Raw genomic sequence first — 22,627 nt, forward strand, 5'->3', positions numbered from 1 at the left:
GCGCGCCACCCAACCTACGGCTAATTTGAACCAATCCCTAGCTCTATTGCTGAAAAGCGAAAATAGTTTTCCAGTCATCTTTCATGCTGACCACCGTCCAGCCATTCTCCGCCGAAGCATTTAGGGAAGCATTGTCAGGCTCGGCATAGGCAAATTCCCGCTCGGCATCGTCGTGGTTGATCATCAACTGCATGGAGGGCTGCTGCTGCTGGGAATAGGTCAGATGAGGAATGTCGCCCCCAGAGCGCACATTGCCAGCGGAGAAGATCGGGGGCTTACCGATGTGGAGATCCATACCAATGGGCTTGCCCTCTTTGTCGGTGACCAGGACAAGCTCTGGCAAGCGCCAAATCACCATTTCGCCATCGTGCTCCCGCCAATCTTTTTGGATGTGGGTGCCAATCACCTGCTGGGGTGGCACACCATAGAAAGGCTCACTGATTTGCCGCATTAAATCGATGCCGCCGCCAGAGCAGATCCAGGTTTGGAAGCCGTTGTCTCGCAAGTAGTCGAGCAATTCGACCATGGGCAGATAGGTGACTTCGGTCACAGGCACCCCCAAGGTGGGATACTCGGCAGTGGCAAAGAACTGCTGCACCTCGGCTTCGTACTCTGCCTGGGTGCGATCAGCATAGACCGCGGCCAAAAGCTCGGTTAGAGTCTCTTCTTCGGCCGTTTTGAAGTAGTCAAAGTCTTGGTCTAACAGCGCTTTGTAGGGCTGCTGCGATCGCAACTCCGGGTTTGCCGCCACCAGAGCATCCACCTCTGCCATGGTAAACAGCAGTTGAGGGTAGGGTTGCTCGGCCCAGAGAGTGCCGTCGTTGTCAAAGGTGGCAATGCGATCCTCTGGGGCGACAAAATCGGGGCTGTCGGGGTCAGTCACCCGAGCCACAAACTCGATAATGCCTTGCTTGACCTTGCCGTCATTCCAGTGGGGCAATGGATCATTGGCAACAGCAAAAGCCGACCCCAGAAGACCATTAGCCCAAATTAAAACCACAGCCAGGGTCGCAGCCATGATCAGGTACATTAACTTTTTCATCCTCACACCTAACAAGTCTGCATAAAAACCTGGGTTGTTACGACAGTCACCTAGGTAACAACCCTATATCTAGAGAAAGACCAACGACCATGCAAACTTGGAACGATTTAGGGATCTGGGAGTATTAGTAAAAATATCCGATCCACCGCCAGTACTTTAGGGAGAAAGTAAGGCCCCGTCAACCTTTAGTAATTAGCCCAGACGGTTTTTGTACATGATCCCGTCTTTCATAATCACCAAAAAGTTCGCTGCCGGATCCTCAATCAGCTGAATATTCTCCAGCGGATCCCCATTCACCAGCAGCAAATCTGCCAGAGCACCCTCTTCTACAACCCCGAGCTTGCCGTCGTAGGGGTTGCGCGGCCCAGACATCGCCAGTAAATCGGCATTGGTGCTGGTGGCCATCTTCAGCACTTCCGCCGGGGTGTACCACCGCACCATCTTGGCCAGCTTGGCTCCCTGACGCGGAGATCCTTGAGGGTTGAATAGCGTGTCTGTACCCCAGGCAGTTTTAATGTTGTACTTCTTGGCCAGGTTATAGGCCCTATCGGTACCCTCAGCCACCATCAGCTGCCTGGCCCGGTTGGCCGATCCCTCTGGGTAAGGGTTGCGGTCTTCATCGTCGAGGAAGGGCTGCATACTCAGCCAGGCGCCTTTCTCTGCAATCATCTGCGCGGTTTCCTCACCCATCAACTGACCGTGCTCAATGCTTTTAACTCCTGCCCGCAGCGCTGTCTGAATGGCTTTGTCGGTATAGGCATGGACGGCCACATAAGTGTTCCAGTTTTCCGCCACATCCACCGCCGCTTTAAACTCGGCTTCGGTGTATTCGCTGACGTCGATCGGGTCGTGGGCTGAGGCCACCCCGCCCCCCGCCGCCAGCTTAATCTGGCTGGCCCCCCGCATTAGCTGCTCACGGGAACGGCGCAGCACCTCGGGCACTCCATCGGCGATCGCACTCACCCCGATCTCTTCCGCTGGGCTCAGCGGCGACATCGGCGTCCTAGGTAGCTCTTCGACTTCTCGAAAATCGCCGTGGCCACTGGTCTGGGAAATCATCGCCCCTGACGGCCAGATGCGCGGCCCCACCACATCGCCCCGATCAATCGATCGCTTCAGTTCAAACACCGGCCCGGCCACATCGCGGACGCTGGTGAACCCGCGCAGCAGCATGGCTGTGGCATTTTCTTCCGCTTTGCGAAACAGCAGCTCCGGTGAGCCCGCCCCCGCCTCCAGTTCTTCCTGGGTGCTGGTCTCCATAAACAGGTGGGTGTGGGCATCGATCAGCCCCGGCATCAGCACCCGCCCCTCGCCATTGATTCGAGTCAGGTCACTGCCCGCCGGAATCGGAAACGGTCGGGTATCGATGGTTTCAATCTGGTTGCCCACCACCAGGACGTTGGAGGGTGCCGACAGTTGCTCGGCAGTGCCGTCAAATATCCGCACGTTTTCAAATAGAACGGCGGTGGGCTGGGACGTTTGGGGCGCTGGGCTCTGAGCAAAGGTCAATGGAGACATGAAACCGATCAGCCCTAGCAGCAAAACGCCTAGGGCCAGGGCAATGTAGCGCGATCGCATAGACATAGAAATAATTTGGTTGAATTAAGGGTTGGGTTCTTAGCCAAGGGAAGAATTAACACTGGGAGGGAAAGAACTATCCCTGACTAGAGCCCTCAGCAGGGTACCAGCAGTCTTCTGCTCGGGCAAACCAGCATTAACGTATGTAAAGCCCCGTCCTAGCGGTCAGAATCGGACATGAACCCCCTATCTATACGTCTGGAAAGCTTTGAAACACAAGGGATTTCCTTTCAGCCTTCAGCCTTCTGCGCACGGGCTACGCCCTACTGTCTTCTGCCTTCCAGTGCTAGGGAGCCACCCCAAACCATTTGCGATAGATCTGAGCATAGGTGTCATCTTCTCGCAGGGCGAGAATAGCTAGGTTGACCGGAGTACGGTAAGGGCTGCCCTCGGGCATGGCGATCGCATAGAATTTTTCCAAAAATGGCGTACCCACTACCTCAAACCTGACCTCGGGCTCAAAGGTCGCAAAGTGCAGCAAGATCGGTCGCGGGGCAATAATAGCGTCCACCTCCTGATCCGCCAGGGCTTGGTAGGCTTGCTCGGGCTGGTCAAACTTAATCACCCGGCGAAGGTTGTGCCCCTCCAGATACTCCACCACCGTATCGTCGGCCACCAGGGCCACAGGGCGATTTTGCAGATCCTCCAGACCATGAATACCGCCCCGCAGCTCTTGCAGGGTCATCTCGGCGGTGAGCCCCGCCGTGAAATAGGTCAGGTAAACAATCCCGACAAACACCCAAAATAGAGCCACCAGCCTGCCCACCGGGGCATCGGGCATTTCTTCCGCCTGCCCTACCAGGGCCAGGACCGTCCACCACAACGCCTCAAAAATCCCTGGGAAGTAGGCAGTATGCTCAATCACACTGTTCTGGCTTTTGCGCTCAAAGTACCAGACCACATGGGCGGGTATCACCATCAGTAACGCCACCACAGCCGATAACCGCAGCAAATTGGGCCTAGTGATGCGCTGCAAAATCTCTTGCTCAGCCGAGCGGCGTTGCTGAGAGGGCTCTGGCACCATAATTTGCAGGCCCGCTGCCAAAATCGGGTGAGAAAAGTCGAACTCCCGCTCATACTGGCTGGTAATGGGGATGGCCGCCACCGCCAAATCGGCTTCGCCCGTCCGCAGCGCCGCCAGCACGTCGTGCACTTTGGTATGGGTAGTGATAGCGACCGGGGTTTGCTCCCAGTGAAGATGCTCAGCCACCGCCCGACCGATATCTACGCTAAAACCCACCAACTCTCCATCTTGCTCAAAGGCGTCGGGGCGCATCAGGTGCGTGGCAATGCGCAGCGGAGGTGGGGCAGCGGATTCTTCAGACATAGCACCGGGTAAGTCTAATTCTGGTTGAGGATGGGCTGGAGCGATCGCCAGCAGAAGTACACAAACTACCCCCGTCACCACCCCAACCATTAACCCCGACCTGGATCGCAATCTGCCCCAACGCCGCCGCTTCTGTCGATGAGTAAAACGCCTAAAAGTAAGCCATAGCTGACGCTTCACAACTGATCCAGGAAACCGATTAAGTGGATTCTGCATCGCATATAGATCACGAGTGGCACACCATTGGAGATGTAACCCACTATTATGCACCTCCTAGAACAGGAGCTTAACTTTAATTTAACGTGAGAAGCTTGCCAGACAAGCTGTGTCTTCTACCCACCCATCGCTATCTTCGGCTTTAACCGTGACGGCTCACACCTAGCTTAGAGCAAAGACTACCCTTCACCATCAGCGTCAGATCGGGCATCGCCACCTAATCTTGGCGGATTAGGCGGATTGAGGTAATCTCTTTTACTTTTATTACTGCTATTACTGCGCACATAGAGAATTAGCGCGATCGAAGCAATGACCAGGCTAATGCCAGCCCCGAGATTAAACACATCTGCAGCACTCGTCAACTCTAATACGCTACTGGCAAAATTAATCACCAGCAATACCATTACCACACTGATCAAGGTGACCTTGAGATCCTCAAATTCCTCGATGGCAAACCAGCGAGGCAACCGTAGGGATGAACTGATAAATAAGTGATACAGCCCGATCGCAGTAATGTACAAGACCACGCCTAAAAACAAAAGGTCTAGAACTTCAATAGCTTCTAGGGCGACTTTTTTTGAGGCTTCTGTGGTAAACTCTGCTGCCAAAAACATACTACCAACATTTCTGACAGTGACAATGGCCCCAAAAACCAAAATAGCGCCTGAGCTTACCAAAGCTGAAGCAACCGCCAAACTAATTAGATGGCGAGCATTCAATAGCAAACGTTCCATGGGTCCTTCCGGTTAACTGCCAGCCCCTACGATCAGACAGTTTCTGTCTGACACCTGATACCTAAGGCCTGATACCCTTGCTCAAACCCGTCACACTTCAGTAGCGGGACATCAGTAGCGGAACATGAGAGTGATTATAGGCTAATTCCCAGCTCGTCTATTAGCCAGTTCACCACCTGCTGCCGCTCCCCAGGGGTGAGGTAGAACCGGCCCTGGTAACGAAGGCGATCGTTGATGTCTTCAACATCAGCCAGGGTAAACAGCCCCGCTGTGGTGGCAATGGTGCAGAGAATATCGTCCTTGCCCTGCTGATCAAGCCCGCCGTAGCGATATCGAGCGATGTACTGCCCTAGCTTGTCAAAGTCATAGCTGTCTTGGGCTAGGCGTTGCTTCTTCTCTTCAGGGATAGTTTCCCCAGCAGCCATTTTGGCGTAGTCGGTGTCTAGTATGTTGAGCCGGATGATGTTGGGCTGTTGATTAAAACTCAAACTGCCTCCTTTGCTTCAGCGCACCATGGCTTTAAGGTGATTCTCTCGTGAGCTAGTGGTTTGTCAAGCCAGAGATAACGGGGCTACGGTTCACGGTATGCGGTTCACGGTCAGCCGTAGACCTTGCACCTTAAACCGTAAACCTCAGGCCGCATCTCCCGGCATGAGGTTTTGACTGAACACCCGTGATCAGGTCAGACGATTAATCTGGACTCCAGGATAGGGCAGATTTTCGAGATGCCTCAGTTCTGTTGGATATTTTTCAGGAACTGGCTGGGGTTGTTGCATCCTGTAATATCACCGAGCCAAATGTGTCGATTACCATGGCCTGGTAATCCTGTTCTGACAGCACATCGGCCGATGACGCCACCCGGTCCAGGAAAACGTGACCGGCCAGATGGTCCAGCTCATGCTGCACAATCCGGGCCACAAAGTCTGACCAGATCTGGTGCTGGGGCTGCCCCCAACGATCTAAATAGGCGACCGCTACAGTTTGGTAGCGCCGCACCTGCCCCCGCAGACCGGGCACACTCAGGCAACCTTCCCAGCCTTTCACCTGGTCTGGGCTGTGGGCGACTATCCAGGGGTTGATCAGCACGGTGGGGTCCATCGCTGGGGCCTGGGGATAGCGCAGGTTCGGTCGAGAAGCCACAACCACAATCTGCTGTGACCAACCCAACTGGGGGGCCGCAATACCCACCCCATGGGCAGCTTCTACAGTGGTGAGCAGTTGGTCAATGTGTCCCTGCACCTGGGGATCGGCCAGGTTGGACACAGGGCGCGATCGCCGCCGCAAAATCGGATTCCCGAGGGTAATTAACGGTGTCGATGGATCCATAGATCAAAAAGTTGAGGCCATTGTTGAGGCCATTGAAACATCCTCGTCTAACCTCCAGGTTAGCGTGCTTGAATAGACCAACAGGGATATCAAGCCATGATCTCCCTGTCTATCACCAATGGATCATCAAACCAATGGATCAACCTTTGGTATCCCTTGGGGGATGGGTCAACGCTGCGCACCCGCTCACTGGCACCATATGTAGACCAAAAGACACTTTATGTAACCATATCTAGTACCCTATAGATCCCTGGGGGGTGTGTCCCCTGGGTAGGGGTCAGGCACTCGGCATCCCCGCAGGGGCTGCACCAGTTTGTCAACGTTGTTCAGAGGTGGGCTGTGGATCAGGCGCTGAATCGATTGTGGGAAGAAGTGCTGCAACAGCTGCAATTACAGCTGAGTCGCCCCACCTTTGAAACCTGGATCAAGCCAGCCCAGGCCCAGGCCTTGAGCGATCAGGCCCTGGTAATTTCTACCCCCAACCCCTTTGCCCGCAATTGGGTGCAAAAGCACTATGTCGATACCATTAGTCGGGTGGTGCAGGATATTTTAGGTAAGCCGGTGGATGTGCAAGTCACCGTAGCGGACACCGTCGCCGACCCGATGCCATCTCCGACGGTGGCTGATCAGGCCTGGCCAAAGCCGGTTCCTCGCCCAACCCCCATCCACCGACCTGCCCCAGACCCCCAGCAGGACGCTTACAACGCCCTTAACCCCAAGGCGGTCTTTTCCCGGTTTGTGGTGGGGGCCAACAACCGCATGGCCCATGCCGCCGCCCTGGCGGTAGCCGAGTCGCCGGGGCGGGAGTTTAACCCGCTGTTTCTCTGTGGCGGTGTGGGTCTGGGCAAAACCCACCTGATGCAAGCCATCGGTCACTACCGGCAGGAAATTTCTGCCCAGGCGCGGGTGGCCTATGTGTCCACCGAACAGTTCACGAATGACCTGATTGCTGCCATTCGCAAAGACAGCATGCAACATTTCCGCTCCCACTATCGGGATGTGGATATTCTGCTGGTGGATGATATTCAGTTTATTGAAGGCAAAGAATACACCCAAGAAGAGTTTTTTCACACCTTCAATACCCTGCACGAAGCGGGCAAACAAATTGTGCTGGCGTCAGACCGGCCGCCCAATCAAATTCAGCGATTGCAAGACCGGTTGATCTCTCGATTTTCCATGGGATTGATTGCCGATATCCAGCCGCCCGACTATGAGACCCGCATGGCCATTTTGCAAAAAAAGGCAGAGTACGAGCATGTGCAATTGCCCCGAGAGGCGATCGAGTACATCGCCGCTAACTACACCTCCAACATTCGTGAACTGGAGGGGGCGCTGATCCGGGCGATCGCCTACACCTCCATCTCGGGCCTGACCATGAGTGTGGAAAATTTGACGACGGTGCTGACCCCGTCTAAGGAAAAGATCGAAGCGTCCCCGACGGCGGTGCTGACGGCGGTGGCAGAGCAGTTCAATGTCTCGGTGGAAGACCTGAAAGGCAGTTCTCGCCGTCGGGAAATCAGCCAGGCTCGCCAGATTGGCATGTACCTGATGCGGCAGCACACGGAACTGAGTTTGCCTAAGATTGGTGAAGCGTTCGGCGGCAAAGACCACACGACCGTGATGTACGGCTGCAACACGGTAGAAAAAAAGATGAAGCGAGATCTGGATCTGGCCCAAATCATTCGCAAGCTGGGCGATCGCATCCAGCTCAATGGTTAATTGGCTCAATCCTTGCTCCCAGGAAGAACATTGAGTTCTGGGGTAAGCCAATGCAGCCGGTCTGGCAACAGACCACCTGGCGTTTACGGTCGGTCGGCCCTGCTGTAGGATCATTGCTTGTCTTATTGTTTGGCCATGCCTTCCCAGCCCCTTCTGCAAGCCCTGGTTCCCTGCCCCACGGGTCCTCTCCAGGTTCCCCTTGAGGGTCCGCCCCAGTCTGCGGGGAGGGGGGAAGCTGGGGTTGGGCTGGGGCGCGATCGCCCCCTGGACCTGTCCCTGGTGATTCCCACCTACAACGAAGCGGCCAATGTGGCTGTGTTAGTGGAGCAGCTGACCCAATTGTTGGAGGGGGTGATGCCCCACCGCTACGAGCTGATTTTGGTCGACGACGACAGCCCCGATCGCACCTGGAAAACAGCCCTGGGCTTGACCCCCACCTATCCCCAGCTGCGGGTGATGCGCCGCCGGACAGAGCGCGGCCTATCTTCGGCGGTGATTCGGGGTTGGCAGGTGGCGAGGGGCCAGATTTTGGCGGTGATTGATGCCGATTTGCAACATCCTCCCCAGGTGTTAACGGATCTGCTGGCTGCTATGCACCAGGGGGCGGACCTGGCGGTGGCCAGCCGCCATGTGACCGGGGGTGGAGTGAGCGACTGGAACCTGGCCCGCCGCCTGCTATCCCGGGGGGCCCAAACCTTGGGGTTGTTGTTGCTGCCCCAGGTGGTGGGGCGAGTGAGCGATCCGATGAGTGGTTATTTTATGGTGCAGCGGCGGGCGATCGCGGGGCCGATCCTCAATCCCAAAGGCTACAAAATTCTGCTAGAAGTGCTGGGGCGGGGCAAGGTTCACACCATTGCAGAAGTGGGCTATGTGTTTCAAGAGCGCCAGCAGGGGGCCAGCAAAGTCACCTGGCGCCAGTATGTAGACTACATGCATCACCTGCTGCGGCTGCGGCTGGGGGGTCGCATCTCTCAGGTGCATCAGCGGTTTCCCCTGAAGCGGTTTGTGCGGTTTGGCCTGGTGGGGTTGAGCGGGGTAGTGGTGGATATGGCCATGCTCTATCTGCTGCATGGCAGCCTGGGGTTGCCCCTCACCCGCAGCAAAATTGTGGCGGCGGAGGTGGCGATCATCAACAACTTTATTTGGAACGATGCCTGGACCTTCGCCGATGTGAGTTTGCAGCAGCGGGGCTGGTCAGCGCGGCTGAAGCGATTCCTCAAGTTCAACCTGATCTGCCTGGCGGGGCTGGTGCTGAATGTGCTGGTGCTGAATGGGGTGTACAACCTGGTGTTTGGCCAACGGTGGGCCTATCTGGCCAATTTGATTGCGATCGCGGTGGTCACCTTTTGGAATTTTTGGCTGAATCTAAAGCTGAGCTGGCGAGTCACCCAAATCAAATAACACCAGGGCTGCTTAATGTTACAGCTTTGCCCCCCCGCCCCCCAATTCTGGGGGGATCTGAAGCCCCCAAGTTTGGGGGTTTGGGGGCTAAGACCATACAAGCCATAGTTTGTAGGTTGGGTGGCGCGCCAGCAGAACCCAACAAGGCTGACTGCTGTTGGGTGACCCTGCGTTTCCCCCAATCTACGGGACTCTAAGTTTTAGTCTTACCGATGCTCTACCTGGTTCAACGGGTTACCCATTGGAGCTAACCGCTGGGGTTGTTTGCGCCTCTGCCTTGGCCTGTTCAGCCATCTGCTTCAGCCGCTGAATCCGATCGTCGATGGGGGGATGGGTCATAAACAGCCGCATCATCCCTTCTTTGGAAAGGGGATTGACGATAAATAAAGGCGAAAAAGCCGGGTTGCCGTGGATCGGCACCTTTTGGCCCAGGTCTTCCAGCTTTTCTAGGGCCCTGACCAGGGCCAGGGGGTTACCGGTGATGTCGGCAGCCCCGGCATCAGCGGCGTATTCTCGGGTGCGGGAAATGGCCATGCGAATCAGACCAGCCGCCACGGGGCCTACCACCAGCAAAAACAAAATCACCAGGGGGTTGTTGCCCCGCCGACCGCCCACCCGGGCCATGGGAAAATATAGCGCCCCCAGGGTCAAAATTCGGCCTAAAAAGGTCAGGGAACCAGCTAACGTACCGGCAACCGCTTGGGTGAGGGTGTCGCGGTTGCGCACGTGGGTCAGTTCGTGGGCGATCACGGCGTCCAATTCGTCCGGCGGTAGCAGGTCAATAATGCCCTGGGTGAGGGCGATCGCCGCGTGGTTAGGGTCACGCCCAGTGGCAAAGGCATTGGGCGACTCTGAGGGCACCACATAGAGGGTTGGGGTAGGAATGCCAGCCCGATCGCTCAGACGTTCCAGTCGATCGCACAGATCGGGAGCCTCTTCTCGGGGGGTGGGCTTGGCCTGAAAGGCAGACAGGGCAGCGCGATCGGAATAGTACCAAGAGCCAAAGCTACTCAAGGCCGCAAACCCCAGGCCATAGTACAGCCCTTGCTCATTGCCCACCAGTAAATAGCCCGCCAGCACAATTAAGCCGCTGAGCAATGCCAGCAGGGCGAATGTCTTGAACAAGTTCATGCCAGCCATAGCCGTGATCCTCAACGTAAATAGTTCTAGCATCCCAGAGTCAGGGCCTAACTCGCTCTATCTTGGGGCAGAGCTGGGGCCCAAGGCTGCTGCGGCAGAGCTGACAACCAGGGGGCCAACTGGCGAAATAACTGTCGCACCAGGGCCATATCTTTCAGGCCAGGCTGCACTTCCACCCCACTGGATAGATCAATTCCTTGAGGCCCTTGGGGGCTGAGGGTGGATAGGGCCTGGGCCACGTTGGCTGGGGTTAACCCCCCGGCCAACCACCAGGGACAACTGGGGGCAAAGGTTTGCAGGGCCTGCCAGTCTAGGGTAAGGCCAGTACCGCCTAATTGGTCCGGGTGATAAGCATCCAGCAACAGGGCATCCACATGGGGGGCATAGGTATGGGCCAGGGTTAAATCGTCGGCCTGACGCACCCGAATCGCTTTAATCAGTTTGGTGTGGGGCAACCGTTGCCGCAGCTGTTGACACTGATCGATGGGTTCGGTGCCATGGAGTTGCACCGCCTGTAGTTGGCTTTGCTGGACCCTGGCCACCATCTGGGACAAATCGGCATTGGCAAACACGCCGACGGTGGTCACAGGGCGATCACTGGCGGCCAGGGCTTGGGTAATGGGGGTTAACGCCGCTGGGGTCACATAGCGAGGGGATTGGGGTACGCAAATAAACCCTAAACTGGTGGCCCCTAACTCTGCGATCGCCAGGGCCTGCTCCACCTGGGTAATGCCACAAATCTTGACCTGCATGTTAACTCTATTGAACATTCTGTTAAGTAAGATTCTACGGCTTCTTATAATCCGAAATGATTCAAGCTGTGATCAGATTCAGATTAGGAGCGATAACAGTGCTATTTTCAACCGTGTTGCTAGCCCAAACCGTCCCAACTACCCCTGAGTGGTCGTTTAAGGTGGCGTTGATCATGATTCTCTGCAACGTTTTTGTGTTGGCAATTGGTAAATATGCGATTCAAAAACCTGGGGCGGGGCCGGCCCTGCCAGTAGGGTTGCCTATGGTGTTTGAAGGGTTCGGCTTGCCAGAGTTGTTGGCCATTGGCAGCTTGGGACACATTCTCGGGGCTGGAATGATTTTAGGCTTGGGTAATGCTGGTCTACTGTAGCCCAGGCTGCCCTAGACCGCTGGAGGGCTGGGTCTAGGTATCTGGCGATCGCGGCTTACCAGATCTAGCAAACCCAGTAAATCCAGCAAATCCCTCCATTAGAATAGAAATATACCGGGAGAGACCTGACTCCATTCTGTACAACCTGTACACCCAACCCCAGGGCATATCCCGGTTGCTGTTCCTAGGACTTAGGTTATGCAATCCAGCTGGCGTATTGGGGCGATTCTCGGCATTCCGTTATTTGTCGATAGCTCCTGGTTTATTATTCTGGCTTTGGTGACTGTTTCCTATGGGTTGCAGCCAGCCTGGCATGCTATGTGGGGCAACCTAGCCTGGGTGATGGGCCTGGCCCTGGCCCTGCTGCTGTTTAGCTCTGTGCTACTCCATGAGTTGGGCCACAGCATTGCCGCCAAAATACAGGGCATTGGCGTCAACTCCATCACACTTTTTTTATTTGGTGGCATCGCCTCCATCGATAAAGAATCTAAGACCCCTGGAGATGCACTCAAAGTCGCGATCGCTGGGCCGCTGGTCAGTTTTGGCCTGTTTCTATTGCTAGCGGCTATTTCCATCAGCCCTGGATTGCCTGAGCCGGTGGCCGTAATTACGGCCAATGTGGCTCAAATTAACCTGGTACTCACCCTGTTTAATCTGATTCCAGGGCTACCCCTGGATGGGGGCCAGGTCCTGAAGTCGCTAGTCTGGAAATTTACCGGTAGTCGCATGCAGGGCATTCGCTGGGCAGCTCGATCGGGTCAAACCCTGGGTTGGTTGGCCATTATCGTCGGCGTTTCTCTGGCCCTGTTGTACCAAGACTTCTCTGGGCTATGGATTGCCGCCATTGGTTGGTTTGCTTTGCGTAATGCAGCCGCCTACAACCAGGTCACCAATTTGCAAGAGGCCATGTTGTCCCTGACCGCCGTTGATGCCATGGCTCGCGACTTTCGAGTGGTGGATGCAGAGATCAGCATCCGTCAATTTGCAGATAGCTATCTGCTCGAAGAAAACCGCCAGCCAGTCTACTTTGCCGCCTCTGAAGGCCGCTATCGGGGGTTGGTGACCGTCGATGATATCCGCGCCATCGAGCGCAGTCAGTGGGAGGTCATCACCCTGCACGAAATGGCAAAACCACTACTCACGATCCCCGCAGTGCGAGAAAGCACCCCCCTCACAGAAGTGATCGACCAGCTTGAAACCCAAGAAATTCCCAGGATTACAGTGCTAACCCCCGCCGATGCGGTGGCTGGCACCCTCGACCGGGGAGATGTTGTCCAGGCGATCGCCCAGCGCCTGGGGATGAAAGTGCCCCCGGCAATGATTCAACGGATCAAGGACGAAGGGCAGTATCCGCCCGGCCTACAGTTGCCGTCCATCGCCCGATCGGTCATGGAAGAGGCCAAGGCTTAGGGGTGCAGATTCTGCTGCTCAAGGTAATTCAGCCGAATGCGGCCAGGCTTGATCTTGGAGCCTCAGAGTATTGGTTGAGCGTGCCAGAGCACTATGCAGTCCTTGACCCAGTTGATTCACCTGCCGGGTTGGCCTACCTGGACAGCGTATAGCTAGCTAATTTTCCAGATAGCACTGTGGGTAAGAATAAGGAGTATCGCAAGCAATTAGAAGGGCACAGGCGAGCATTAGCTGAGCATCTTGCCAAAATTGCCCAAGAGCAAGAAAAGCCTTCTGCCTCACAAGATCAAGGATTGATCAGTCATTGGGAAAAAACCGTAGCTAACTGTAGACAGCAAATTGCCAAGCTCGAAAGGAGGCTTAAGCTATGACTCAAGCTATCTCGCAATCATCCTTGACGCGACTCAAGCGCTATTTGGCAGATTATCGACCTCAGCTTGAGAAGGCGATCGCAGCCATCCAAATCCTTGAAACCCAAGGTTCTGACGCTAATGAAGAAGCCTTTACCCAAGCCTTAGCCGACCTCCATGTGTGTGCCACTGTCTTAGAGTCTTATTCTGAAGGTATGGTGGATGCGATCGACCAATTTACCGAGGAGCAACCAGATTAGATGAAGCGATATTTAGAACTTAGGTGACTTCTAGGAAACTTTCTCCCGAGTGGTGGGCAATGCTTACAAATAGCAGTCCCCCCGCTTTCCCCCAGAACGGCTATAGGTGGACCGTTCCCCGCAGGAACGACCGATAGCGTCAACGTCATAGGGACACTCACAGCCTGGTAATCCATCCGCAGGGTGTCACCATCGCCCACAGAGACAATGGTGGCCCTCGGCAGGTTGAGGCTGGCGAGGGCGGGGGTGGGGGCTGTCACCTGGCCCTGGTCGGAAGTGCTGATAATGCCCTGGGCTGGGATGAACCATAGGACGGCAGGCAGTCCCCTGATCCCGTTGAGCTGAAGCCATTCGAGATCGCCCCTGGCTGTATCCTTGCCGACTATTCAAGATTAGCCAAGCTGACTGACCAGCCCTGATGAATCACCATCTGCACTGGACTAATAGTCGATGACTTCACCGGATAGCGCCGGGGTTGTCGCCGGGGGTTGGCGCACGAGACTGGCTTGCTCATAGGCGAAGGCAAAGCCCAGTAGCTTTGGCTCGCTATAGGCCTCGGCCATAAATGACAGGCCGATGGGTAGCCCCGCCTCCGTAAAACCCATGGGTACAGTGATATCGGGGAAGCCAGACAGATTAGCTAGATACCCGGCCTCGTAAGGGTCGTCGGCACTGCAAACGTAGGTGGGGTCAGCCTCAACAGTGTAAATGGGGCTGGCTGGGCAGGCCATGGTTGGGTAAATCAGCGCATCAATACTATTCTCAGCCATGGCCTCTAGCAGTAACTGTCGCACCCTCGGTAGTTCATAGGTCAGGTTATACAGCAAACCAGGGTCTGCTAAGCCGCTGGCTTCCAGGGCAGCCTCTAGGCTCTCTAACCGGGCGGGGTTCATAGGAGTGGCTGAGTCTGCGATCGCAGGTACCTGACTGGCTTCGATCAGTGCTGGCAGGGTCTGGGGAAACGGGTCGGGCAGCGTCGCCAGATAGGCCTCGATCTGGAACTTAAACTCGTTATCCCAGGCGGGGGTCATGTAGGTCCAGGGCGAGTCTAGCGCCTCAGGCAGATCGATGGGCACCACAGTGGCTCCGAGACCTTCGATTTGAGCGATCGCCTCGGCGGTTAGGGCATCGACCCTGGGGTTGCCGCCTAAAAAGTTTTGCACCAGACCAATGCGGGCACCACTTAAGGCGTCGGCGTCGAGAAACTGGGTATAGTCGGCAATGGGTGTGCTAGGGCCACTGAGGGTAACTGGGTCGGCTGGGTCTGGGGCGGCCATGACTCCCAGGGCGATCGCGGCATCGGTTACCGTGCGAGCCATAGGACCAACCACATCAAACGACAGCGTCAGGGGCACAATGCCCGACCGACTGGTCAGCCCCAGGGTAGGCTTGATCCCCACTAGCCCTGCCACCGCCGCTGGCCCCCGAATCGAACCGGCTGTATCGCTGCCTGTACCCAAGACCGCAAAGTTGGCAGCGATCGCCGCCGCCGTGCCGCTGCTAGAGCCCGAGGCATCGCGGCCTAGATTGTAGGGGTTCAGGGTCAATCCCCCCATTGAGCTATAGCCCAGTCGCCCGTAGGAGGCGGCAAATTCGCTCATATTCGCCTTGGCCAAAATGATGGCTCCAGCGGCCCGCAACTGTTGCACCACAAACGCATCTGTCAGGGGTATGGCCTCGGCCAGTACTGCTGAGCCAGCGGTGGTGGGTAGGTCCACAGTATTGAAGTTGTCTTTGAGGATGACAGGAATGCCGTGGAGTGGCCCCATAATCTCTCCGGCGGCTCTGGCGGTATCCATCTCAGCAGCGATGGCCAGCGCCTCGGGGTTGACTGTAATTAGCGCATTGATAGCCGGGCCTTGGCTGTCGTAGGCCTCAATGCGATTGAGATAAAGCTGCACCAACTCAACCGAGGTGAGGGCTTCGGCCTCAAAGGCGGCCTGAATATCGGATAGGGTAGCCTCTTGCAACTCAAAGCGTTCTGCCCAGGCCGGGCGCAGGCTGCTGCTCAATGTCGTTATTACCGTCAGTAGAGCCAGTCGTTTAGAAAACCCCATGCCCTATTCCTCACTTATATAGCTGCCCTGGGGATTCCTATCCCCGGTGCGTCTTAACCCTAGTTCAGGGGTGGATATGGCTCTGTACCAGAGATTACCTAGCAGCTTCAGGGGCACCACCACATCACTCTGGTAGGTTCTGGTGTCGGGGTAGGTGAGCACCACGTCATTGATCGCCCCTCGCACCCCCTCCGGTGAGCCCATCACCAGATGGCGCAATCGCTCCCGCCCTGGCTGGGGGTTGGGGGTGGTCAGGTGCAAAGGATTTGGATCTCCCAGGTCTTGAAGACCTCGGAGATCTGGGCGGGTAAAACACAACATCAGGGTTTCCTCCAAAGAAACGAATGGGTAGGAAACCCAAAATTTGGCCGCTCCCAGACATGGTGCAGTTCGGAGCGGCCACGAGTAAAATGCTACTCAGCCTCCGAGACAGCCGTTATCTGTCGAAGGGGTCAGCCGCTGGTGGGTGTTGGCGCACCTTCCAGCGGCGCTCGACCAAATTTTGGGGACCAAGCTGCACGCACTACAGCTCTAAGTCAAAAATGTAACCTACCTCTCGACCGGACGCAAGTAAACTCGCTACCGTTTTTTTACTCAACCCTAGAGAAGCCTTTCTTAACAAGATACACTCGGGGTATGGGCATCCTGTTTTTAGGCTGTGTGTCTCGAAGAATAGTGAAGACACCCCTTCACCATCCCCTTTCGTCCGTCACCATCAGCGCCAGCAGGACTGCACTCCAGCATGACATCCCCAAACCAGAACCCGGAACAACTGGCCCGCGACAAAATCGACGACCTACTCAGAGCCGCAGGCTGGGTCGTCCAGCCCAAAAACCGCATTGACCTGGGGGCCAGCCTGGGAGTCGCTGTCCGCGAGTACCAGACGGATGTCGGCCCGGCAGACTATGTTTTGTTCGTCGATCGCCAACCCGTCGGCGTCATCGAAGCCAAGCGCAAAGAAGAAGGCCACCGGCTCACCATCGTTGAAGACCAGTCTGGAGAGTATGCCGACAGCAGGCTGAAGTACCTGAATAACCAACCCCTACCCTTCGTTTACGAAAGTACCGGCGTCGTCACCCGCTTTACCGATCGCCGGGACCCCAAACCGCGATCGCGCCCGATCTTCTCCTTCCACAAGCCAGAGACTTTTCAAGCGTGGCTGAAGCAAGACAAATCCCTACGAGCCCGTCTCCTGGACCTGCCGGGGCTAGACCCCGAAAATTTGCGCGATTGCCAGATTCGAGCTATTACCCAGCTTGATCAATCTTTCAAAGAGAACCGGCCCCGGGCTCTGGTGCAGATGGCCACCGGCAGCGGCAAGACCTTTACCGCCATCACCTCGGTGTATCGTCTGCTGAAGCATGCCAAGGCCAAGCGGGTGCTGTTTCTGGTGGATACCAAGAACCTGGGGGAGCAGGCCGAGCAGGAATTCATGGCCTATACCCCCAGCGACGACAACCGCCAGTTCACTGAACTCTATGCGGTCCAGCGGTTGCAGTCTCGCTACCTGCCCCAAGATGCCCAGGTCTGCATTTCCACCATTCAGCGGCTGTATTCCATCCTCAAAGGCGAGGAGCTGGATGAAGCCGCCGAGGAGACCAACCCCAACGAACTGGTGCAGGCGAAGCAACCAGTGCCGGTGGCCTACAACCCCCGGGTGCCCATCGAGTTCTTCGACGTTATCATCATCGACGAATGCCACCGCTCTATCTACAACCTGTGGAAACAGGTGCTCGACTACTTCGACGCCTTCTTGATCGGCCTCACGGCTACCCCCGACAAGCGCACCTTCGGCTTCTTCAACGAAAACGTGGTGAGCGAGTACACTCACGAGCAGGCGGTGACCGACGGGGTGAATGTGGGCCACGAGGTCTACACCATCGAAACGGAGATTACCCAGAACGGCAGCCGTATTGTCGCTAGGGAATATGTGGGCAAGCGAGAGAAGCTCTCCCGGCGGCAGCGCTGGGAACAGCTCGACGAGGACATGGCCTACTCGGGCAAGCAGCTGGACCGGGATGTAGTCAACCCCAGCCAGATCCGCAATGTCATCAAAGCCTTTCGGCAGAAGCTGCCGGAGATGTTTCCAGGGCGCACAGAAGTGCCCAAGACCCTGATTTTCGCCAAAAATGACAGCCACGCCGACGACATCATCAAAATCGTGCGGGAAGAGTTCGGGGAGGGCAACGACTTCTGCAAAAAGGTCACCTATAAGGCCCAGGAAGACCCCAAGTCGGTGCTGGCCCAGTTCCGCAATGCCTACAATCCCCGCATTGCCGTCACCGTGGACATGATCGCCACTGGCACCGATGTGAAGCCCATCGAGTGCCTACTGTTTATGCGGGATGTGCGGTCCAAGAACTACTTTGACCAAATGAAGGGCCGGGGTACCCGCACCCTGGACCAGGACAACCTACGGAAGGTGACCCCCTCGGCCCGGTCGGCCAAGACCCACTTTGTGATTGTGGATGCAGTGGGGGTGACCAAAACCCTCAAAACCGAGACCCGCCCCCTGGAGCGCAAGAAAGGCGTTGCCCTAAAGGACTTGATGATGGCCGTTATGATGGGAGCTCAGGATGAGGATGCCTTTGTCTCCTTAGCGGGACGGCTGTGTCGGCTCGATCGCCAAATGCAACCTCAGGAGCGGGAAGGGTTGCGGCAACTAACCAATGGCGCTGGCCCTAGCGAAATAGCCAAGACTCTGCTCGCTGCCTATGACCCAGATGCCATCCGCGAGCAAGCCCAGCGAGAGCACCAGCTGCCCCCTGATGTAGAGCCGGAACCGCCGCAGATGCAGGCGGCCCAGCAGTCGCTGCTGCGGGATGCGGCCAGCCTGTTCACCGGAGAGGTGGTGGACTATGTCGAGAACATCCGCAAGGTGCATGAGCAGATCATCGACACCGTGAATATTGACCAGGTCACCTATGCCGGATGGGATGCCCAAGCCCAGGAGCAGTCGGCCACCCTGGTGCAGGACTTTGCCCAGTTCATCGAAAGTAACAAAGACGAGATTACGGCCCTGAAAATCTTCTACAATCTGCCTTACCAACGCCGTACCGTAACCCTGCCGATGATTCGTGAGGTGCTCGACATTCTGCAAGCCCAAAAGCCGCAGCTGGCCCCGGCGCGAGTGTGGCAGGCCTATGCCCGATTAGACAACGTGCCGCCCGCCAACCCCATCAGCGACCTCACTACCCTGGTGGCGCTGATTCGGCGGGTGGTGGGGCTAGATGAGCGGCTGACCCCCTACGCCAGCACGGTGGATCGCAACTTTCAGAGCTGGATTTTTGGTAAGCAGGCGGGGGCTGCCCCCAAGTTCACAGAGGCCCAGGTAGCCTGGCTGCGGATGATTAAAGACCACATCACTGCCTCGTTTCACATGGAGGTGGAAGATCTGGACTATGCTCCCTTTGATGGGGAAGGGGGGCTGGGCCGCATGTATGAGCTGTTTGGCGAAGATATGAATGGCATTTTGGATGAGATGAATGAGGCATTAGTCGCCTGATGCCGCCCGTATCCCACCCGTTCCAAAAAGGTTTGCTGGTTGTGCTGATGAACTATAAGGATCATGCACCGCCTCATGTCCACGTTAAGTATCAAAATGATTTCAGGAGCTATCGCATTGAGATTAACTCGCGGCGGTGGATGCCACCGGGGAAACCGCTTCCCCCCAAGCTAAAACGGTTGATTGAAGCCTGGGTAGAAGCCCACGAAGATGCTCTGCTAGAACAGTGGGATAGGGCAATGCGGAATGAGCCAGTTGAAATTGTGGGGTAAGCGCAATGAAATGGGAAGCTTGGCGATCCTTGGCTAGGGACGAAGCCTACTGGCAAAACAGCGCAGAGAAGGGCTTACTAAAGGCTGAGTGTCTGGGGGGCTATCGTCTGCGACTGTGGTTTGAGGCTGATCTGGATGTCGCCATTTATGATCTCGATTTTTACCCCCTGCTGGTCGAGGAAGACCCAGGCCCCGCCTTGCTACCCCTGCGGGATGAAGAGCGGTTTCAGTTTGTGAAAGGAGACTATGCTCTGATCTGGCCCAATCCCGAAACGGGGGCTTACGACGAGTCAGCGATTGACCTGGCCCCTGAATGTGTACGGTTCTTTTGTGAGCATTACGGCACACTGGTGAAGCCAGCACAGTCTATGGCGATGGCATGATAGCAGGGCGATCGGGGGTGGATTGGGATCTAGGTGAGCAGGTGAATGGTGAAAGGCAATGGTGCAGGCAGTCTCTCAATTAATGAACTTTCAGGAGTTTCTGGCGTGGAAGCCGGAAACTGGGCGGTACGAGCTGCACGATGGGGTGATCGTTGAGATGCAGCCGACGGGCCCGCATGAGCAGGTGGTGGGACTGCTAAACCGCAAGCTGAATGCTCTGCTTGACCAGGAAGATCTGAACTATTTCATCCCTAATACGGCGATGGTGCGACCCCTGGGCTACCAGACGGGCTATAAGCCCGATGTGCTGATGGTGGACACGGCGGCCCTGGCCCAGGAACCCCTGTGGGAGCGGGAGTCGGTGATTACGTTGGGTAGTTCGGTGAAGCTGGTGGTGGAGGTGACTTCGACCAACTGGCCGGATGACTATGCCCGCAAGTTTGAGGATTATGAGGCGATGGGTGTCGCGGAGTATTGGATTGTGGACTACAGGGGGCTGGGCGGTCGCCGCTATATTGGCAGCCCGAAGCAGCCGACGATTACGGTGTGTCAGTTGGTAGAGGGGGTATATGAGACACAGCTCTTTCGACAGGGGGATGAGGTGGTTTCGCCAAGTTTTCCAACGTTGAGGCTAATGGCGGATCAGGTATTTTCAGCGGGGGCTTAAAGGCAGAATGAAAAATGAAGAGAATGAAGGAAAAACCATGAAGTACAAGGTTGTCTTGCAACAGTCAGAGGAAGGGATCAGTGTCCATTGTCCGGGATTGCCGGGGTGTTGGTCACAGGGAGAAACGGAGGAAGAGGCGATCGCCAATATTAAAGATGCGATTACTGAATATCTCGCTGTTGTTTCTGATTTGCTTACCGATAGTGATGTGCGCGAGGTTGAGGTTGCGGTCTAAATAGGATGCCTAAACTACCGGGAGTCAACCATCTTAAAGTCGTTAAAGCGCTGGAAAAAGCTGGATTTGAAGTGGCTCGTCAAGGTAAGCATATCGTGATGACGGATGGCACAAGGATTCTGACCATTCCTCGACATAATCCGGTCAATGCTATAACCATGGCGGGAATTGTCAAAGATGCTGGACTCACGATTGAGCAGTTTAAGAAGCTGTTGTAAACCAATTAAAATTTTGTAGCATGAGAGACTGTATGGCGGCAGTGAAGGTTGATCACGATAAGGTTAGGTAATACGATGAGTACCGCAGAAACGATTTATGAACTGGTAAAAACCTTGCCGGAAGGGCAGGCTGACTTGGTGCTGAAGTTCACGCAGTTTGTGAAGCAGCAGGGCGATGCAGATTTCCCACGACAGATTCCGCCAGGAACGCTCACGGGGTTGCGTGACATTGCTAAAATCTCGAAAACTAACTTGATTAACTCGACCGTTAGCGATGAACGTCAAGTAACCCATAAAGAGCGGCTAGCCCTTAGTCAAAATGCCAGGGGGCGGTTTGCCCATTTGCCCAATTCGAGTAAGTCCTTTGCTCAACGTAAGCAGGACGATATTGATTGGGAAGACCGGAATCATTGAGTAATTAAAATTGATCATGTTAGACAATACGGACTATCCAAGCAGTCTTCCTGAAACTTGGTCTCAGGTAAGGCATGAAGAAATTGCGTTTATAAATCCCAAACTAAATTCCGAAGAAATATCGGATGAATTAGAAGTATCCTTTCTTCCAATGGCAGCGATTGAAGAAAAGACAGGGCGTTTCAACCTATCTGATGTACGTCAATATGGAAAAGTAAAGAAAGGATATACACAATTTGCAAATGGAGACTTACTATTCGCGAAAATAACTCCATGTATGGAAAATGGTAAAGTTGTCGTAGTTGGGAACTTGGTCAACGGGATAGGGTGTGGATCGACAGAGTTTCATGTTTCAAGGCCGATCGACTTAGTTAACAGAAAATATTTATTCTTTTACTTCGTACAAGAAGCATTTAGGAGAGATGCTCAACGCAACATGACTGGAAGCGCCGGTCAACTGCGCGTTCCTAAGTCATTTTTTGCTGAAGCTCGAATACCTTTTCCTCCCCTTGCTGAGCAGCAGCGGATTGTAGACAAAATCGAGGAACTTTTCTCCGATCTCGATAGCGGTATCGACTCCCTTAAAACTGCACAACGGCAGCTTAAGGTCTATCGTCAAGCGGTGCTGAAGTGGGCGTTTGAAGGCAAGCTTACGGCCCAGTGGCGCGAGGAGCAGCAGCGGCAGGGCAAGCTAGAGTCTGCTGATACCCTGCTGGCCAAAATCAAAGCCGAGCGATCGCAGCGCTATCAAAAGGAACTAGAGGTCTGGCAGGCTGAGGTCGAAGAGTGGGAGATCAGCGGTAAAGACGGGAAGAAGCCAAGGAAGCCAAAGAAGCCAAAAGACTTAGACCCAATAAATTCTCAGGAATTAGCTGAACTCGTCAGTTTGCCACAAGGCTGGCAGTGGGAAAGGCTCGGAAATTTAGCCGATATCGTTGGAGGTGTGACGAAAGGGCGAAAGTTAGATGGTAAATTGACTATTTCGTTACCTTATTTAAGGGTTGCTAATGTTCAGGATGGATACCTTGACCTAGAACAAATTAAGTACATCGACGTACTTAGAGAAGATCTAGAAAAATATCGTCTGGAATATGGAGATATTCTTTATACAGAGGGTGGAGATCGAGACAAACTTGGAAGAGGAACAATCTGGAAAGATGAAATAGAAAATTGGGAGCACTCCACAAGGCGGGACGTTAAGGGGTTAATTGTCGTGTATCAATAGATACTTGTAAAGAAAAGCTCTGCGG

24 protein-coding genes are annotated in these 22,627 nt (G+C 55.2%); 14 read left to right on the top strand and 10 right to left on the bottom strand.

The window, feature by feature from the left end:
* Positions 1–43: 43 nt before the first annotated feature.
* The 6 genes from E1H13_RS05695 to def all read right to left on the bottom strand — a co-directional run bounded on the left by E1H13_RS05695 (position 44) and on the right by def (position 6,223).
* Positions 44–1,042 (bottom strand): HAD family hydrolase, encoded by a 999-nt coding sequence (locus E1H13_RS05695; protein ID WP_206070081.1) that lies wholly within the window; start codon positions 1,040–1,042, stop codon positions 44–46.
* Between the two features lie 192 nt (positions 1,043–1,234).
* A complete protein-coding gene (locus tag E1H13_RS05700; RefSeq protein ID WP_169612466.1) occupies positions 1,235–2,620 on the bottom strand; it encodes an amidohydrolase family protein in 1,386 nt (461 codons plus the stop codon).
* A 286-nt stretch (positions 2,621–2,906) separates the two neighbouring features.
* Positions 2,907–4,037 (bottom strand): transporter substrate-binding domain-containing protein, encoded by a 1,131-nt coding sequence (locus E1H13_RS05705; RefSeq protein WP_169612440.1) that lies wholly within the window; start codon positions 4,035–4,037, stop codon positions 2,907–2,909.
* Positions 4,038–4,342: 305 nt separating this feature from the next.
* Positions 4,343–4,897 (bottom strand): YqhA family protein, encoded by a 555-nt coding sequence (locus E1H13_RS05710; protein WP_169612441.1) that lies wholly within the window; start codon positions 4,895–4,897, stop codon positions 4,343–4,345.
* Between the two features lie 134 nt (positions 4,898–5,031).
* Entirely contained in the window at positions 5,032–5,385 is a 354-nt protein-coding gene (locus E1H13_RS05715) for a hypothetical protein (protein WP_169612442.1), read from the bottom strand.
* Between the two features lie 262 nt (positions 5,386–5,647).
* A complete protein-coding gene (gene def / locus E1H13_RS05720) occupies positions 5,648–6,223 on the bottom strand; it encodes a peptide deformylase (protein WP_169612443.1) in 576 nt (191 codons plus the stop codon).
* Positions 6,224–6,562: 339 nt separating this feature from the next.
* Between def and dnaA the strand changes: the two genes are divergently transcribed.
* Positions 6,563–7,942 (top strand): chromosomal replication initiator protein DnaA, encoded by a 1,380-nt coding sequence (gene dnaA / locus E1H13_RS05725; protein ID WP_169612444.1) that lies wholly within the window; start codon positions 6,563–6,565, stop codon positions 7,940–7,942.
* Positions 7,943–8,077: 135 nt separating this feature from the next.
* On the top strand, positions 8,078–9,343 hold the full coding sequence (locus E1H13_RS05730; protein WP_169612445.1) for a glycosyltransferase: 1,266 nt from the start codon (positions 8,078–8,080) through the stop codon (positions 9,341–9,343).
* A gap of 234 nt (positions 9,344–9,577) precedes the next feature.
* Here E1H13_RS05730 and E1H13_RS05735 read toward each other — a convergent pair whose 3' ends face one another.
* Positions 9,578–10,483 carry a M48 family metalloprotease gene (locus tag E1H13_RS05735; protein ID WP_169612446.1) on the bottom strand — a complete coding sequence of 302 codons (906 nt, stop codon included), beginning with the start codon at positions 10,481–10,483 and terminating at the stop codon, positions 9,578–9,580.
* 47 nt (positions 10,484–10,530) lie between these two features.
* Positions 10,531–11,235 (bottom strand): phosphoribosylanthranilate isomerase, encoded by a 705-nt coding sequence (locus E1H13_RS05740; protein ID WP_169612447.1) that lies wholly within the window; start codon positions 11,233–11,235, stop codon positions 10,531–10,533.
* A 98-nt stretch (positions 11,236–11,333) separates the two neighbouring features.
* Here E1H13_RS05740 and psaK point away from each other — a divergent pair, with 98 nt between their 5' ends.
* From psaK to E1H13_RS05760, 4 genes are all read left to right on the top strand, one after another.
* Positions 11,334–11,606, top strand: a complete 273-nt coding sequence (psaK, locus tag E1H13_RS05745) for a photosystem I reaction center subunit PsaK (RefSeq protein ID WP_169612448.1) — start codon at positions 11,334–11,336, stop codon at positions 11,604–11,606.
* A 198-nt stretch (positions 11,607–11,804) separates the two neighbouring features.
* A complete protein-coding gene (locus E1H13_RS05750) occupies positions 11,805–13,016 on the top strand; it encodes a site-2 protease family protein (RefSeq protein WP_169612449.1) in 1,212 nt (403 codons plus the stop codon).
* A 176-nt stretch (positions 13,017–13,192) separates the two neighbouring features.
* Positions 13,193–13,387, top strand: coding sequence for a hypothetical protein (locus E1H13_RS05755; protein ID WP_169612450.1), 195 nt, complete (start codon positions 13,193–13,195; stop codon positions 13,385–13,387).
* Positions 13,384–13,626, top strand: a complete 243-nt coding sequence (locus tag E1H13_RS05760; RefSeq protein WP_169612451.1) for a hypothetical protein — start codon at positions 13,384–13,386, stop codon at positions 13,624–13,626. Before E1H13_RS05755 ends, E1H13_RS05760 begins: the two co-directional genes overlap by 4 nt.
* 440 nt (positions 13,627–14,066) lie before the next feature.
* Here E1H13_RS05760 and E1H13_RS05765 read toward each other — a convergent pair whose 3' ends face one another.
* Positions 14,067–15,683, bottom strand: a complete 1,617-nt coding sequence (locus E1H13_RS05765; RefSeq protein WP_169612452.1) for an amidase family protein — start codon at positions 15,681–15,683, stop codon at positions 14,067–14,069.
* A gap of 3 nt (positions 15,684–15,686) precedes the next feature.
* The gene (locus tag E1H13_RS05770; RefSeq protein WP_169612453.1) at positions 15,687–16,004 is read right to left on the bottom strand and encodes a hypothetical protein; all 318 of its coding nucleotides are present in this window, start codon (positions 16,002–16,004) and stop codon (positions 15,687–15,689) included.
* A gap of 421 nt (positions 16,005–16,425) precedes the next feature.
* Here E1H13_RS05770 and E1H13_RS05775 point away from each other — a divergent pair, with 421 nt between their 5' ends.
* From E1H13_RS05775 to E1H13_RS05810, 8 genes are all read left to right on the top strand, one after another.
* Complete coding sequence (locus E1H13_RS05775; RefSeq protein WP_169612454.1) at positions 16,426–19,188, top strand: DEAD/DEAH box helicase family protein; 2,763 nt, start codon at positions 16,426–16,428, stop codon at positions 19,186–19,188.
* Positions 19,189–19,235: 47 nt separating this feature from the next.
* Complete coding sequence (locus tag E1H13_RS05780) at positions 19,236–19,460, top strand: DUF4160 domain-containing protein (RefSeq protein ID WP_169612455.1); 225 nt, start codon at positions 19,236–19,238, stop codon at positions 19,458–19,460.
* 5 nt (positions 19,461–19,465) lie between these two features.
* A complete protein-coding gene (locus tag E1H13_RS05785) occupies positions 19,466–19,843 on the top strand; it encodes a hypothetical protein (protein WP_169612456.1) in 378 nt (125 codons plus the stop codon).
* Positions 19,844–19,901: 58 nt separating this feature from the next.
* Complete coding sequence (locus E1H13_RS05790; RefSeq protein ID WP_169612457.1) at positions 19,902–20,510, top strand: Uma2 family endonuclease; 609 nt, start codon at positions 19,902–19,904, stop codon at positions 20,508–20,510.
* Between the two features lie 37 nt (positions 20,511–20,547).
* The gene (locus E1H13_RS05795; protein ID WP_169612467.1) at positions 20,548–20,745 is read left to right on the top strand and encodes a type II toxin-antitoxin system HicB family antitoxin; all 198 of its coding nucleotides are present in this window, start codon (positions 20,548–20,550) and stop codon (positions 20,743–20,745) included.
* A gap of 5 nt (positions 20,746–20,750) precedes the next feature.
* Positions 20,751–20,963, top strand: coding sequence for a type II toxin-antitoxin system HicA family toxin (locus E1H13_RS05800; protein ID WP_169612458.1), 213 nt, complete (start codon positions 20,751–20,753; stop codon positions 20,961–20,963).
* A 75-nt stretch (positions 20,964–21,038) separates the two neighbouring features.
* The gene (locus E1H13_RS26830; protein WP_206070086.1) at positions 21,039–21,377 is read left to right on the top strand and encodes a hypothetical protein; all 339 of its coding nucleotides are present in this window, start codon (positions 21,039–21,041) and stop codon (positions 21,375–21,377) included.
* A 16-nt stretch (positions 21,378–21,393) separates the two neighbouring features.
* The gene (locus tag E1H13_RS05810; RefSeq protein WP_169612459.1) at positions 21,394–22,602 is read left to right on the top strand and encodes a restriction endonuclease subunit S; all 1,209 of its coding nucleotides are present in this window, start codon (positions 21,394–21,396) and stop codon (positions 22,600–22,602) included.
* Positions 22,603–22,627: the final 25 nt, after the last annotated feature.

Source organism: Nodosilinea sp. P-1105 (genome assembly GCF_012911975.1).
GTDB lineage: Bacteria > Cyanobacteriota > Cyanobacteriia > Phormidesmidales > Phormidesmidaceae > Nodosilinea.

Excerpts from the sequence above, each read along its gene's own strand:
- E1H13_RS05700 (WP_169612466.1), bottom strand. The coding sequence starts at position 2,620 with ATGCGATCGCGCTACATTGCCCTGGCCCTAGGCGTTTTGCTGCTAGGG.
- E1H13_RS05770 (WP_169612453.1), bottom strand. The coding sequence starts at position 16,004 with ATGTTGTGTTTTACCCGCCCAGATCTCCGAGGTCTTCAAGACCTGGGA.
- E1H13_RS05750 (WP_169612449.1), top strand. The coding sequence starts at position 11,805 with ATGCAATCCAGCTGGCGTATTGGGGCGATTCTCGGCATTCCGTTATTT.
- E1H13_RS05780 (WP_169612455.1), top strand. The coding sequence starts at position 19,236 with ATGAACTATAAGGATCATGCACCGCCTCATGTCCACGTTAAGTATCAA.
- E1H13_RS05705 (WP_169612440.1), bottom strand. The coding sequence starts at position 4,037 with ATGGTTGGGGTGGTGACGGGGGTAGTTTGTGTACTTCTGCTGGCGATC.
- E1H13_RS05730 (WP_169612445.1), top strand. The coding sequence starts at position 8,078 with ATGCCTTCCCAGCCCCTTCTGCAAGCCCTGGTTCCCTGCCCCACGGGT.
- E1H13_RS05775 (WP_169612454.1), top strand. The coding sequence starts at position 16,426 with ATGACATCCCCAAACCAGAACCCGGAACAACTGGCCCGCGACAAAATC.
- E1H13_RS05810 (WP_169612459.1), top strand. The coding sequence starts at position 21,394 with ATGTTAGACAATACGGACTATCCAAGCAGTCTTCCTGAAACTTGGTCT.
- E1H13_RS05785 (WP_169612456.1), top strand. The coding sequence starts at position 19,466 with ATGAAATGGGAAGCTTGGCGATCCTTGGCTAGGGACGAAGCCTACTGG.
- E1H13_RS05765 (WP_169612452.1), bottom strand. The coding sequence starts at position 15,683 with ATGGGGTTTTCTAAACGACTGGCTCTACTGACGGTAATAACGACATTG.
- E1H13_RS05695 (WP_206070081.1), bottom strand. The coding sequence starts at position 1,042 with ATGAAAAAGTTAATGTACCTGATCATGGCTGCGACCCTGGCTGTGGTT.
- E1H13_RS05795 (WP_169612467.1), top strand. The coding sequence starts at position 20,548 with ATGAAGTACAAGGTTGTCTTGCAACAGTCAGAGGAAGGGATCAGTGTC.
- E1H13_RS26830 (WP_206070086.1), top strand. The coding sequence starts at position 21,039 with ATGAGTACCGCAGAAACGATTTATGAACTGGTAAAAACCTTGCCGGAA.
- def (WP_169612443.1), bottom strand. The coding sequence starts at position 6,223 with ATGGATCCATCGACACCGTTAATTACCCTCGGGAATCCGATTTTGCGG.
- E1H13_RS05740 (WP_169612447.1), bottom strand. The coding sequence starts at position 11,235 with ATGCAGGTCAAGATTTGTGGCATTACCCAGGTGGAGCAGGCCCTGGCG.
- E1H13_RS05760 (WP_169612451.1), top strand. The coding sequence starts at position 13,384 with ATGACTCAAGCTATCTCGCAATCATCCTTGACGCGACTCAAGCGCTAT.
- E1H13_RS05790 (WP_169612457.1), top strand. The coding sequence starts at position 19,902 with ATGGTGCAGGCAGTCTCTCAATTAATGAACTTTCAGGAGTTTCTGGCG.
- E1H13_RS05710 (WP_169612441.1), bottom strand. The coding sequence starts at position 4,897 with ATGGAACGTTTGCTATTGAATGCTCGCCATCTAATTAGTTTGGCGGTT.
- E1H13_RS05735 (WP_169612446.1), bottom strand. The coding sequence starts at position 10,483 with ATGGCTGGCATGAACTTGTTCAAGACATTCGCCCTGCTGGCATTGCTC.
- E1H13_RS05800 (WP_169612458.1), top strand. The coding sequence starts at position 20,751 with ATGCCTAAACTACCGGGAGTCAACCATCTTAAAGTCGTTAAAGCGCTG.